Below are 13,330 nucleotides of genomic sequence, written 5' to 3'. Positions count from 1 at the left end.
GTAACTTACAGAATGGCTGCAATGCCGGCCTTCGCGGTTTCGGCATCCTCAGTCGATTTAACGCCGGAAACGCCGACTGCGCCGATGGTAAACCCGTTTACCTCGATATTGACGCCACCTTCCAACATGCCCGAAATATGCGGGGCAGATAAAAAGGAAATGCGTCCATTATTAATAATCTCTTCGTAGACACGACTCTCGCGCTTACCCATTGCAGCAGTACGCGCTTTTTCTTGAGCGATATAAGCGGAGACAGGAGCACATGTATCGCGACGGATCAAACCTAAGAGATGGCCACCGTCATCACAGACAGCAATCGTCACAGCCCAGTTATTTGCTGCAGCATGCTTGTCAGCTGCATCCAAAATCTTTTGAACATCAGCCTGAGTTAAATACGGTTTAGTTGCCAACATGTGAATTCTCTCTGTCTCGAATATGTTTTATTTGATGAAACTGCTATCTTTATAAGTACTTGAATTATAAGGGGTGCAAGCCAGTAGATTTACTAACCAGCACCCTATTTACACCCAACTTACTGATTATTTTAGAAATTCTTGGGCAGCAACTACACCGCTGGCCTTGGGTTTATAGCCAATAGCACTAAAACTCATCTCAACCCCGCTCAAGGCAGCCATGAGACTTAATTCGTTGCAATCACCAAGGTGGCCGATACGGAAAATCTTACCTTTGAGCTTGCCTAGGCCAGTTCCGAGCGAAAGATTGAACTTTTCTAGGGCATGTTTACGTAAAACATCCGCATCCATTCCTTCTGGAACTACGATCGCTGTCAATACTGGTGAATAGGCACTTGGGTCTAAACACTGGTTCTCTAGGCCCCAAGCGGCAACGGCGCGACGACAAGCTTCTGCCAAACGTTGATGGCGAGCAAAAATCGCGTCCAAGCCTTCGGTCTGCATCATATCGATTGCTTCATGCAAACCGTACATGAGATTGGTGCTAGGTGTAGTTGGCCAGTAGCCCGTTTTATTGGATTCTAAAATTTCATCCCAAGCTAAATAGGCTTTTGGAATTTTGCTGTGCTTACTTGCTTCAATCGCTTTTGGTGACAAAGCATTAAAGCCGATACCCGGAGGCAACATCATGCCTTTTTGCGAACCTGAAACAGTCACGTCAGCACCCCATTTGTCATGCTCATAATCAGCAGAACCAATGCCAGATACGCTATCAACGAGTAATAGTGCTGGATGCTTTGCATCATCAATCGCCTTACGAACAGCAGCAATATTGGATGTAATTCCAGTGGAAGTTTCGTTATGCACTACGCAAACTGCTTTAATTTCATGCTGAGTATCTTTGCGTAAACGCTCTTCAATCACGGATGCATCGACACCCCAACGCCAAGTATCAGCACCTGCTTTACCCACCACCTCAACCTCAATACCAATTTTTTTAGCCAAAGCACGCCATAAGTTTGCAAAATGGCCAGTCTCATAAAAGACCACCTTATCGCCAGGATTGAGGACGTTGACTAAAGCCCCTTCCCAAGAACCGGTTCCAGAGGCTGAATAAATAATGACGGGTTGCTCAGTCTTGAAAATCTTTTTAATACCATCTAAAACCTTGAGGCCAAATGCTCCGAATTCAGGGCCACGGTGATCGATGGTTTGATAGCTAATCGCCCTCAGAATGCGGGAAGGCACTGGGCTTGGACCGGGGATATGTAAGAAATGACGTCCCGAGAGGTGGTTATCTAGTTTTAGCATGCTGAGTCTCGCTTGGTTTTTTTAGTTAATCTTGGGGGTGAGTGTAAGTCACTTTTTGGCAATTGACAATTTTGTATGCAAAATATTTAACAAATAATCAAAAAATAAGCTATTTAGAGCATTATTTATGCTTATAGATGCGTTATAGTGATTATGTATACAAATTTAAGGCATTTCACATGATGCTCACAACACCAGCAAACTCGCAAAACTTGCATGAAGCCATCTTCCTGAAGCTCAGAGCTTTATTGGTGGAGGGCTCCATTGCGCCAGGGAGCAAGCTCAATGAACGCGAATTAGCAGAGCAACTCAATGTCTCACGCACCCCTATTCGCGAGGCGATTCGACGTCTAGCTGCCGATGGCCTGGTTGAATTAATTGCTAACCGTGGCGCCATAGCAATTCAACTGAGCCGAGACGACATCATTCATACCTTTGATGTCATCGCCAATTTAGAAGGTTTCTCTGGAGAGCTGGCAGCGCAAAATATTAGCGATCAAACACTGATTGAACTTGAAGCACTCCAATACGAAATGATGGCCTCGTATGCCCGCAGGGATTTATCTAGCTACTATCGACTCAATCTCAAAATTCACCAGGCTATCAATCACGCAGCGAACAATCCCGTCCTCAGTCAACTATTTAGCCAAGTCAACGCTCGCATTGAAGCGCTCCGCTTTCGCTCTAATCAGGATGGGGTTAAGTGGGAAAAAGCGGTCGAGGAACATCAAGAAATGTTAGACGCATTAAAGGCCCGCGATAGCGTACGGATGCGTAAAATCATGATCCAGCATGTCATGAATAAGCGTGATGTTGTTATTCAATTAATTGACTCAGAATCTACAGAGAAGGTTGCGGCATGAACAAGCCAGTCGATTTGCCATTGCCAGAATTCGTTGCCAATAAGGCAGAGCTTGCTAAACGCCTGAGACAAGAAACCTCTGGTGAGGTCTTGACGGACATAGCTAGTCGCGGCCGCTATGCAACCGATGCATCGATCTATCAAGCCATGCCAGTTGCTGTCTTTATTCCTAAAACAGCTGAGGATATTGCGACGGCGATTCAGATTGCAGCTGACTTAGGTATTCCAGTTCTGCCGCGTGGTGGAGGCACTAGTCAGTGCGGACAGACTACTGGCACATCACTTGTCATCGATAACACTAAATACTTCCGTAAACTCCTGCATGCAGATCCAGCTAAGGCCATAGCCATTGTTGAGCCGGGTATGGTGCTTGATCACCTGAACGCTGCTCTCAAGCCACATGGCCTTTGGTATCCAGTAGATGTTTCTACCGGAGGGCAAGCAACTATTGGTGGTATGGCAGGTAATAACTCTTGCGGCAGTCGATCAATCGCTTATGGCAACATGGTGCACAACGTTTTAGGTATTGATGCCTGGCTTGCAAACGGAGAGGTAGCTAGCTTCGGAAATTACGCTCACAGTTCTGGTGCTGCAAAACAATTAGGCGACTTTGTTAAGGGTCTTGCTAATACATTACAGCTGGAGATCGAGGCGCACTTCCCCAAAGTCTTGCGTCGTGTCGCTGGATACAACCTAGATGTATTCTATCCGCAAAGTGAGCTCCCTTACACCCAAGACGGTAGCGTCAACTTGGCGCATCTTTTGGTAGGTAGCGAGGGCACTTTGGCTTATTTCAAATCCCTCGAACTGAAGTTAGCGCCATTACCGCAACACAAAGTACTTGGAGTGGTGAACTTTGCGAGCTTCTTCAAGGCAATGGATAGTGCGCAACACATCGTCAGGCTTGGGCCTACCGCTGTTGAGTTAGTCGATCGCACCATGATTGACCTAGCGCGCCACAATCCGAGCTTTAAGAAAACCATTGAGACTGCACTGATAGATGCTAGCGCTCAAACACCTGAAGCTATCTTATTAGTAGAGTTCTCAGGGGAAGCGCATGCACCCTTGCTTGAAAAAATAAAGTCCTTGCAGAACCTCATGGGTGACCTTGGACTTCCAGGCTCAGTGGTTGCTATGCCGGATGCCAGCCTCCAAAAGAATTTATGGGAAGTGCGCAAAGCCGGCCTAAACATCATGATGAGTCTCAAAGGTGATGGCAAGCCAGTCAGCTTTATCGAAGATTGCGCAGTTCCACTAGAGAGTCTTGCTGAATACACCCAATCACTCACAGAGGTATTTTCTAAGTATGGCTCACGTGGTACTTGGTATGCGCATGCTTCTGTAGGGACATTACATGTGCGCCCTATTCTGGATATGCGTCGTGATGGTGCGCAAAAGATGCGTGCAGTTGCAGAAGAAGCATCTGCCCTGGTTCGCAAGTACAAAGGTGCTTATAGTGGTGAGCACGGTGATGGACTCTGCCGCGGCGAGTGGATCTCCTGGCAATTTGGTCCGAAGATTACCCAAGCACTCGCTGAAATCAAGCATGCTTTTGATCCTAAGGGCTTATTCAATCCTGGCAAGATCGTTAATCCGCCAAAGATGGATGATGCGAGCAACTTCCGCTTTCCACCAAGCTATAAGGTGATTCCACTGCAACCCGCTTTAGATTGGTCCGCCTGGAATGTACAGAACAATCCCGTCACTGAGGAGACTAGTGCACCTGGGACTGGCGGTGATCCTGCGATGGGCTTCGCTAAAGCAGTAGAGATGTGCAATAACAATGGTCATTGCCGTAAGTTTGATGCGGAAGTGATGTGCCCAAGCTATCGAGTCACTCGTGATGAAAAACATCTCACTCGTGGTCGCGCCAATACATTGCGCCTAGCCCTCTCTAATCAACTGGATATTAAAGACGGGAGTTCACCCCTGGGTAGTGATGCCATTAAAGAAGTGATGGAACTTTGCGTTAGCTGTAAAGCTTGTCGCCGTGAATGTCCTACTGGCGTTGATATGGCAAAGATGAAGATCGAGTTTTTATCTGCTTACAAGAAGCGGACTGGGCATACCATGCGCGATCTCGCTGTTGCGTATTTACCTAAATATGCACCCATGATTAGCAGCATTCCATGGCTTCCCGCATTACTCAATCTTCGCAATCACATTGCGCCAATTGCTAAATTACAAGAATGGGTCATGGGTATTTCTGCCCAAAGAAGTTTGCCGATTTGGAAAGCAAAAACTTTCTGGAGCAATCAAAGTGCAATTGCGCCTTATCAATTTACGCCCGCAGAACTGAGTAAATTAGATGCAAATGGTAACAAGGGAGTGGTGTTATTAGCCGATACCTTCAATGCCTATTTTGAGGATGAGAACATACGCGCGGCTCTACAGGTTTTGCAAGCAGCTGGCTATCGTGTTCACATTCCCCAAAAGACTAAAACTGAAACTAAGAGCGCTAATGCCTGCTCTAAGGAATTTTGCTGTGGTCGCACTTACCTTGCGGCTGGCATGGTCGATAAAGCTAAAGCAAGCCTCGACGAATTAGTCAATCATCTAGCCCCTTATGCAGAAAAAGACATTTCTATTATTGGTCTAGAGCCTTCCTGTCTTTTCACTTTGAAGGATGAGGCACTAGTCATGGGCTTTGGTGAGCGGGCAGTGACGGTAAGTAAGCATGCACGGCTCTTAGAGGAATTTTTAGCAAGTGAGGCCAAGGCAGGCAAACTCAAGCTGTCACTGAAAACTGCAACGCGCCCAGTATTGTTTCATGGTCATTGCCATCAAAAAGCATTTGCTGCTGTGACGCCTGCAATGGAACTGCTAAAACTCATTCCGAATGTTGAGCCTAAACTGATTGAGTCTTCCTGTTGCGGTATGGCTGGTAGTTTTGGTTACGAGGCTGAGCACATTGAAGTATCTAAGCAAATGGCAGAAGCTAGCCTCTTACCTGCGATTCGTAAAGCGCCAGATAGTTGGGTAGTTGCGGATGGCACCAGCTGCCGCCACCAGATTGCCGATGGTACTCAAAGAGATGCTGTACACATCGCCAAGATTTTGGCAGCCCATCTCTAAAACAGGGCATCAACACTATTTAACGAATAAGGCCGTAAGCTAGCATTAATACGGTTCCAGTCAATAGGGCTGGAACAAGACGGTGTGTTGGTTTTGAAACCATCACACCAATACTTAAGGCACAAATCAGCAATCGAATCCATACGGGTACGGTTGATAAGAGGCCAATAGGCATGAGGACCATTCTGACAACGAGGGCCGCCACCATCGCATAAGTAACAGCAGAAAGATAGCGAAAGATTTCGCTATCTTGATTAATTCTTTTAGCGAGTAAAACACCAATAGCGCGACAAATATAGGTTCCGATTGTGGCGCCTGCTAAGGCGATCCACAAACCCCAACCCTGGAGGCTAGCATTCATCAACTCATCACCCCCGCTCTTTTGCGTAGTACCTTGCGATCAAATAGATAGGCGATCGTTCCCCCTACTAGACCGGTGGTCAGCAGGCTAGTGTCGCGATCTAAGAGAAAGAAAAAGGGGCCTAATACAAAACCTAAGCCAATGGCGATTCGATTAACCCAAGGCTTTACCTCAGTAAACGTCAGCAAAAAGAATAATGGGTTTATAAAAACGAGACCAAGCGTAATGTAAGGCGGCACTACACCTGCCAACAAATATCCCAGAATAGTGCCCGGAATAGAAATAATCCAACACAGCAAACCAAGACCGACAAAGTAACTTAAGCGATGCTTTGCTTCTATCGTCTGAAACTCTCGCATGGAAATAGCCCAAGCAGTCATTGCTAGAAGATGGACTGAAGCATACAACCCATGATTGCGATCTTTTTCATGAAACTGTGGAAAGAGTGTCACCGTCATCGTGATGAAACGCGTAGAAGTTAAGGTCACCGCGAGAGCAATAGCAACTACTGAAGATCCAGTAATGGCCATCTCGAGCAAGACTACTTGTCCAGGTAATGCGAACATGAAGAAACTAGTGGCAGTGGTAAACCAAGCATCCATACCATTGGTTTTACCCATCGCACCAAAACCCACCATACCAGCAAAGAGCACCATTGCAGGTGCGCCAGCCGCATCCCGAATCCCCGCCCAAAAAGCCTCACTGCGATTTTTATAGCGCTGCGCTACTGAAGCCTCTAGCTTAATTTCACTGGGGTCTATAAAGGGTTGATCAGCTGATGACATGTTTTGATTGTAAGAGCTGCTAGGTACTTTGCCAAAAAATACTTAGGAACTCAGCGCCCAGTCGATATGTTCAGCCACCAAGGCGTCCGCCAAAGGCAATGCGCCCTGCAAAGCCTGCCGCAGGAGGTCCTTATCTGATGCAGGCACATCATCAGCAGCCAAAGCATTCCCCATGGCCACTGCTAAGTTTCTGCGCCACCTAGAGTAGCCAATCCGACGAATGGCACTGCCCTCATGGCGTTTCTCAAATTCATCTTCAGTCCAAGACCAAAGCTGCAAAAGACTTTCCTTCCCGAGGCCATGGCGTTCAGCAAAATCTGGCAAGACTGTACGTTGTGCAAATTTGTTCCAAGGGCAAATTAATTGGCAGTCATCACATCCGTAAACACGATTACCCATCGCTCTACGAAACTCCACCGGAATGGCATCTGGATTCTCAATCGTCAGGTACGAGATACAACGTCGCGCATCTAATTGGTAAGGCGCAGTAATGGCTTGCGTAGGACAAATGTCGATACAAGACTGGCATGTTCCGCAATGCGACTCCTGCTCTTGATCTATAGGCAATGGCACATCCACTAGGATTTCACCCAAAAAGAAGGTCGATCCAGATTCACGATTGAGCAGCAAAGTATGTTTGCCTCGCCAACCCAAGCCCGCCTTACGAGCCAACTCTACTTCCATCAACGGTGCTGAATCAGTAAACACGCGATAACCAAATAATCCAATACGCTTTTCAATAAGCTGTGCAAACTCTTGCAAACGATTGCGCATCACCTTGTGATAGTCACGCCCTCGGGCATATACCGACACCACAGCTTGGCTTGGATCAGCTAAACGCTGCCACTCACGGTCAAAATCAATCGCAGGAGATAGGTAGTTCATGGTGACGCAAATGACCCTGACAGCGCCTGGAACAAGCATGCCAGGATCAGAGCGCAAATCAGCATGTCTAGCCATGTATTCCATCTGACCATGACGACCCTGCTCTAACCACTCATGAAGCCTCTCTGTGGCTGATCCAAGATGGGTATCCGTAATACGCAAGCCATCAAAACCCAATTTACGAGATTGCTCATCCAGCCATTCACGAAGATTGGCCTGGTCATCAGAGATCGGCATTTGGGAAGAAGTCATTAGGAATACAGAATGTAGCTCAATAATTGAATAAACTAGGCAAATGGCTCAGAATTCATTTACACAACATTGTAGGCAAGAAGCAGATACCACTGCTTTAGCGCAACAGCTTGCCTCCAGTCTCGGCCATCTTTTCCAAACCGATCAAAGCACTCACCTCAATATCTCCCTAGAGGGCGATCTTGGGGCTGGCAAGACTACCTTTGCCCGCTATCTCATACAAGGCCTAGGATATGCGGGTCGAGTGAAGAGTCCAACCTACACCTTATGTGAACCCTATCCACTCATCATCAATAGCAAGACTCTGGCGATGAATCACTTTGATCTCTACCGCATGCGAGATCCTTTGGAGTGGCAAGAGGCGGGTTTTGCAGAGCATTTTGATGAGCCTGGATTCTGTTTAGTGGAGTGGCCAGAAAAAGCCGAGGGCACACTCCCTGCTTTTGATATTGCAATTCACTTGGTAGCAGGCGAACAAGAGTCGGAAAGACAAATAGAACTTAAAGCAAACTCCGAGCTTGGGATGACCGTTATAGAGAGATTGCGCCCTCAATAGAGATGAGCAAGCGCCCCATTAATACCTCTAGAAGAAAGCATCTCAAAAATTCAGCAAAGATGCTGGGCTTCATTCTCTTCTTTGGTGAGGTAGATATTGCTTGGGGGGCCAAGATCTTGGGCGTGCGCATTTGGCCGGCGGAGGACTACACACGTATCACTCTCGAATCAGATAAAGCGCTGCCGATTACTCAACAGCTTCTAACCAATCCTGATCGCTTGGTTGTTGATGTTCAGGGCATGGAACTCAATTCCACCTTAAAAGACTTAGTCGCTAAAGTGAAATCGAATGACCCCTATGTGTCACAGATTCGGGTGGGACAATTTCAACCCGGCATGGTCCGTTTGGTATTTGATCTTAAGGAGCCGGTAAAGCCACAGCTTTTCACACTCGAGCCTATTGCAGAGTATCAATACCGTATGGTGCTTGATCTCTACCCTACTACACCGCCAGATCCGCTAATGGAGTTGGTCAAGAGTAGCGCCCGCAAAGAAAGCGCCCTAGAAAAAGCCAATGAAGAAATCGATCTGATTGCACAGTTCGCCACAAAAAAAGAAAAGGATGCTCCCAAGGCTCCAGTAGCGCAAGCCATTCCAGATTTAAAGGAAGCTTCAGCAAAAGTAAAACAGAAGCGCCTCATCACTATTGCAATCGATGCAGGTCATGGTGGTGAAGATCCAGGCGCTATTGGTGCAATGGGCTCTAAAGAAAAACATGTAGTCCTCTCTATTGCTAAGCGCTTACGCGATAAGATTGAGAGTGATCCTTATATGCGCCCTTTCCTCACAAGAGATGGCGATTACTTTGTACCCCTGCATACAAGAGTACAAAAGGCACGCCGCGTTGAAGCCGATTTATTTGTTTCCATTCATGCGGATGCTTTTATCGAACCTAGGGCCAAAGGTGCTTCGGTCTTTGCCTTGTCTCAAATGGGTGCCAGTAGTACAACGGCGCGTTGGATGGCTAACAAAGAAAATTCTTCAGATTTAATCGGTGGCATCAACATCAAAACACAAGATAAGCAGGTGGCCAATCTACTACTTGATATGTCGACAACCGCCCAAATCAAAGACTCACTTCAAGTGGGCACCTCCATCCTCAAACAAATCAGTGGATTTGCGCCCTTACATAAAGCAAAAGTTGAGCAAGCCAGCTTTGCCGTTCTCAAGGCGCCAGACATTCCATCCATCTTGGTGGAGACTGCCTTTATCAGCAACCCTCAGGAAGAGGCGAGACTCAATGATGATGCTTATCAAGACCGGATTGCTGAAGCGATTATGAGGGGAATTAAGGACTATTTTTCCAAAAATCCACCCGTTGCCAGACGCGCAAACGCATAGCGCTCTTATAAGTACAAGGGCTTGACGGTAGACACCTACAGACCCGGGAGGACCCATAAACTTCTTGCTATAATCTTTCTTTTACTGGGTCGGTAGCTCAGTCGGTAGAGCAGCGGACTTTTAATCCGTTGGTCGCGAGTTCGAATCTCGCCCGACCCACCATATAGAATAAGGACTTCAAGGCAATTTGCTTTTTAGTCCTTTTTTCTTTTTTAGCGCCATGTAGTGGTGATGTAGGGGTTACAAGGCTAAATTCACCCTTTTTAGCTTCTTTTGGCAACTGATTTGGGCGTGACTTTTAGTAGTGCGTGACCCCATTACCAGCCCACCCCAAAAGAAAATTGCCTTTTTGAAATCCAGCCAATCACTTATTCTTCTTTTTCGACAAAATTAAGTGCAAAGCATTGAAGCGAACTGGGGGCAATATTCTTTTCGGTTAAATCAAATCTTCCGGTAAAGAGTGAATTTATGACGATATGACCATCATCTCCGCAAAAGTTCGGAACTGAACCATTCATCTTGATTTTTACGCATTCACTAATACTTCCAGCAGTTGCGCATTGCTGGCGAACATCAACATACATTTCGCAAGCAGTTTTTTCTTCACATAATGACTTCAACCAAGTTCTTGGTCTAGCGTAATGGTAATCATCAATAAATTTTTGTTGCTCTACTGTTGGTTTTCCTAAATCGGAAATAAGTTTGCCAATACCACCAAAAGCAAGTAACACCAGCAATATGGTCAATCCACTAGATTTATTGGATTCCATTGAATTTAGATTCCTTCTTCCATGTATAGTCTATATTTATAATAGTTCTAGATTGACTATATTTATATAAAGGCAAGGCTAGGTGGATTGGTCTTTAGCCACCTACAAGCCGTTCACAAAGAATTTTTATCTCTAGGTAAGCGCCACCCAAATTACCTACTTAATTGCGTACATAAGGATTGCCGACCTTCAACACAACCGCCAAAGCATAAAATATCACTACCTTGAAACATTGCGCCACCACTTGGTTTTGATGAGCACATAACTGTATTCTTACCATCGGTAGTTATTAAGCATTGACCAACCCCACATACAACTTGATTTTGGTCATTAGTCTTTGTGTCGCCACCAGGTGGTGCACACCAAACATTACCTTTTGAATCTTGTCTGCATGGGTCGCCATATGCAAAGTTTGAAAAACTATATATTAAAAATATTGGCAAAACGGCAATAAGAACCTTATTAAGCAATTTCATAAATTCACCTCATCATTGAATTTAGAGTTAATCCACTCATCAATATCACCCATTCGCCAGCATTTAATCGAAGGTGATAAAGCCATTGGCTTTGGAAACTTCCCTTGGGCAACCCATAGATTGATTATTGATTTAGCCAAAGTAGTCAGCGCACTTACTTCAGCAATTCTTAAAAGTTGGTTTGGGTTTGTAATTTTTTAATAACCCTAGAACTATAAATTATTTTCTCTAGTGTATTTAGTTACAAAATAGTCTTCCAGTTTATGTAATAAATCCTTGAAGTGTCCGGCAGTTTCTATTGAAATTCCGCCCTGGTCGTTAATTTTTCCCATTACATGGGTGACCAATTCATAACAATGACTTAATTCTCGGGAATTAGGGCGCATACTTAACCTTTCAGGGATTTTAATAATTCTTTATCTTGTTTTGTTAGTTTCCAATTAATGCCAGAATTTGTGAATAAGTTTGCTTTTGGGTTGCTTATTTTTATATAGACAGGAATGTCATGTGACTCGTTTTCTTCTTTGGTCATTAAGATTACTGGGTCATATTTTTTAAAAAGTTTCCAAAATTCCGTCTTACTTAATTTTTTTTCTATATTAAAAAATATATCGAAAGTTTTAATACGCATGTGCATATGACCTCTAACTAAACCTTTATTTGTCTTGTAATCATTTTGTCTATAAAGTTTAAGTGCGCTAGGTGTAATGCCAACTACACGCCAAAACTCTTTTCTACCCTTTGTTAGAAGGGAAAAGAACTCACTCCATCTTTGCTTTGATAGGAAAAGGTCTTTATTTTTATGGAATTTTTCATAAAGCAATGAATACAAATCATAAATATCATCCATATCAACATTTGTCATTTAATAACCTTACTGGTAACAAACTTTCTAGGTGATAAAACTAATTTGCACAATTACTTATCAGGGCAAGCATTGGCGCAAGCCCTGAAACCACTTGCACAAGAATGTTGGTTAGAAAAGTATGCCTTACTAATGCAATTTGAATAAGGTTCAGTACATTGTCTTACGCAAGCCTGATTTTTTCCTTTAGTATCAACGCTATCAATACCGCCAGCACATCCAGCAAGTGCAATAAGGCTTATAGCGCATAAGGTAAGTAATTTCATATATTCCCCTTTGTTGATTCCTTATCTTATCAAGTCTTTTTGGTCTTTTAGCAATCTATTTATAAATTTAATAAATTCCCTAAATTCAAGGCTTTTGCCGGTTTTGTAGGCATTCTGTGATGACCTTTTCTTACCTTCCGGTGTTTTAGCGCCTGTTGATTGTTTCCAAGGCTTCCAGCGTTGTATCAATTCCCGTTGGCGTTGTCGTTGCTCCGGTGTCCAATTCCGCATAGCTACCCTTTAATAGTTCGTTTTGTGGCGTTATGTTTTTTTCTGCCAAATTGTTTACTTGTTGATGACCTTGGGCAATATTGGCTTGCTTTACAAAGGTTGTATTGCTTGGTTGCTTTAATTGCACCAATGCTTGCAAAGTAGCCCGGCATTGATTTTGGGCTTTTAAAGCGAATCGCATATGGGTTTCGTATTGCAATAACTTTTCTTGATTTTTGGCGCGCCTTGCTAGGCTTGTAAACATCACCTCTAATGCTACTGCTTGGCTTATATACATTTCCTCTATTTTGGATAAATCGCCCGATTGGATTTGTTGAATTGTCTTTTCCAATACTTGCATAGTGGATTGAAAACTAAAGTCATCACCTAAACCAATATCAAATGATTCCTTTACTGCGGTGCTTAAAAAATCGGACTTGGAATTAAATTCAGCCAATGCTTGCTCTTTGGTTTGGTCTTTACCTCTTTTGATTTCAAGGACTTGGGTTTTGGTTTTTGTCATAGTTCAACTTCCTTAATTGATTGGTTAAAGCCGTTACATCGTTGGAATAAATTCACCATATCGCCCAATCCAGCACCGGCTTCCCTAATAGCTATTCCAGCCTTGCGCCAATTGCCACATCGCCATAAGCCAACATATCCCTTTAGGTGGTGGCATTCATAGCAAAGAATCCGGTCATCGCCTTGGGTTCTTAAATCAAGCCATTGGGTTACTTCTTTGGCTTCATCAAGGCTTAATCCTTTATTGGTTAATCCAACCAACCTTAATTGTTTTGGGTCATCAATTTGGCGCGGTGCTTGCAATATGACCGGTGCTTGTTCAATTGTTTTTAATCGTTCAAGCCAAGTCATATAAACCCTTTAATTCAGAAAATAGGCTAT

General features: G+C 44.5%; 15 protein-coding genes and 1 tRNA gene. 5 read left to right on the top strand and 11 right to left on the bottom strand.

Annotated features, from left to right (window positions below; translation table 11 throughout):
- Positions 1–5: 5 nt before the first annotated feature.
- The gene (locus tag C2747_RS02280) at positions 6–410 is read right to left on the bottom strand and encodes a GlcG/HbpS family heme-binding protein (RefSeq protein WP_215330030.1); all 405 of its coding nucleotides are present in this window, start codon (positions 408–410) and stop codon (positions 6–8) included.
- A 129-nt stretch (positions 411–539) separates the two neighbouring features.
- Complete coding sequence (locus C2747_RS02275; protein ID WP_215332087.1) at positions 540–1,724, bottom strand: pyridoxal-phosphate-dependent aminotransferase family protein; 1,185 nt, start codon at positions 1,722–1,724, stop codon at positions 540–542.
- 179 nt (positions 1,725–1,903) lie between these two features.
- On the opposite strand from C2747_RS02275, the gene C2747_RS02270 reads away from it, so the two are divergent.
- The gene (locus C2747_RS02270) at positions 1,904–2,587 is read left to right on the top strand and encodes a GntR family transcriptional regulator (RefSeq protein ID WP_251374801.1); all 684 of its coding nucleotides are present in this window, start codon (positions 1,904–1,906) and stop codon (positions 2,585–2,587) included.
- Positions 2,584–5,661: an FAD-binding and (Fe-S)-binding domain-containing protein gene (locus C2747_RS02265; RefSeq protein ID WP_215332086.1), complete on the top strand. Its 3,078-nt coding sequence runs from the start codon at positions 2,584–2,586 to the stop codon at positions 5,659–5,661. The genes C2747_RS02270 and C2747_RS02265 overlap by 4 nt, the downstream gene beginning before the upstream one ends.
- A 19-nt stretch (positions 5,662–5,680) precedes the next feature.
- Here the strand turns inward: C2747_RS02265 and C2747_RS02260 are convergent, their stop codons facing one another.
- Genes C2747_RS02260 through queG form a run of 3 tightly spaced genes read right to left on the bottom strand, consistent with a single transcriptional unit; the run spans position 5,681 to position 7,944 of the window.
- A complete protein-coding gene (locus C2747_RS02260; protein ID WP_215332085.1) occupies positions 5,681–6,022 on the bottom strand; it encodes an AzlD domain-containing protein in 342 nt (113 codons plus the stop codon).
- Complete coding sequence (locus C2747_RS02255) at positions 6,022–6,807, bottom strand: AzlC family ABC transporter permease (protein WP_215332084.1); 786 nt, start codon at positions 6,805–6,807, stop codon at positions 6,022–6,024. The genes C2747_RS02260 and C2747_RS02255 overlap by 1 nt, the downstream gene beginning before the upstream one ends.
- A 42-nt stretch (positions 6,808–6,849) precedes the next feature.
- Positions 6,850–7,944: a tRNA epoxyqueuosine(34) reductase QueG gene (gene queG / locus C2747_RS02250; RefSeq protein WP_251374800.1), complete on the bottom strand. Its 1,095-nt coding sequence runs from the start codon at positions 7,942–7,944 to the stop codon at positions 6,850–6,852.
- A 43-nt stretch (positions 7,945–7,987) separates the two neighbouring features.
- Here queG and tsaE point away from each other — a divergent pair, with 43 nt between their 5' ends.
- The 3 genes from tsaE to C2747_RS02235 all read left to right on the top strand — a co-directional run bounded on the left by tsaE (position 7,988) and on the right by C2747_RS02235 (position 10,002).
- Positions 7,988–8,500, top strand: coding sequence for a tRNA (adenosine(37)-N6)-threonylcarbamoyltransferase complex ATPase subunit type 1 TsaE (gene tsaE / locus C2747_RS02245; RefSeq protein ID WP_215332083.1), 513 nt, complete (start codon positions 7,988–7,990; stop codon positions 8,498–8,500).
- Positions 8,501–8,502: 2 nt separating this feature from the next.
- Complete coding sequence (locus tag C2747_RS02240) at positions 8,503–9,840, top strand: N-acetylmuramoyl-L-alanine amidase (protein ID WP_215332082.1); 1,338 nt, start codon at positions 8,503–8,505, stop codon at positions 9,838–9,840.
- 86 nt (positions 9,841–9,926) lie between these two features.
- Positions 9,927–10,002, top strand: a tRNA-Lys gene (locus C2747_RS02235).
- A 206-nt stretch (positions 10,003–10,208) separates the two neighbouring features.
- Here the strand turns inward: C2747_RS02235 and C2747_RS02230 are convergent.
- From C2747_RS02230 to C2747_RS02205, 6 genes are all read right to left on the bottom strand, one after another.
- Positions 10,209–10,610: a hypothetical protein gene (locus tag C2747_RS02230; RefSeq protein WP_215332081.1), complete on the bottom strand. Its 402-nt coding sequence runs from the start codon at positions 10,608–10,610 to the stop codon at positions 10,209–10,211.
- Between the two features lie 152 nt (positions 10,611–10,762).
- A complete protein-coding gene (locus C2747_RS02225) occupies positions 10,763–11,086 on the bottom strand; it encodes a hypothetical protein (protein WP_215332080.1) in 324 nt (107 codons plus the stop codon).
- The gene (locus C2747_RS10620) at positions 11,083–11,253 is read right to left on the bottom strand and encodes a helix-turn-helix transcriptional regulator (RefSeq protein ID WP_349814587.1); all 171 of its coding nucleotides are present in this window, start codon (positions 11,251–11,253) and stop codon (positions 11,083–11,085) included. Before C2747_RS10620 ends, C2747_RS02225 begins: the two co-directional genes overlap by 4 nt.
- A 221-nt stretch (positions 11,254–11,474) precedes the next feature.
- Entirely contained in the window at positions 11,475–11,951 is a 477-nt protein-coding gene (locus C2747_RS02215) for a hypothetical protein (RefSeq protein WP_215332078.1), read from the bottom strand.
- Positions 11,952–12,362: 411 nt separating this feature from the next.
- Positions 12,363–12,950, bottom strand: a complete 588-nt coding sequence (locus C2747_RS02210) for a hypothetical protein (RefSeq protein WP_215332077.1) — start codon at positions 12,948–12,950, stop codon at positions 12,363–12,365.
- Positions 12,947–13,300 (bottom strand): hypothetical protein, encoded by a 354-nt coding sequence (locus tag C2747_RS02205; RefSeq protein ID WP_215332076.1) that lies wholly within the window; start codon positions 13,298–13,300, stop codon positions 12,947–12,949. Before C2747_RS02205 ends, C2747_RS02210 begins: the two co-directional genes overlap by 4 nt.
- Positions 13,301–13,330: the final 30 nt, after the last annotated feature.

The sequence above is a fragment of the Polynucleobacter corsicus genome, from assembly GCF_018688255.1.
Lineage (GTDB): Bacteria > Pseudomonadota > Gammaproteobacteria > Burkholderiales > Burkholderiaceae > Polynucleobacter > Polynucleobacter corsicus.
The sequence above is the reverse complement of the archived record's forward strand: the minus strand, read 5'-3'. Positions and strand labels throughout refer to the sequence as shown.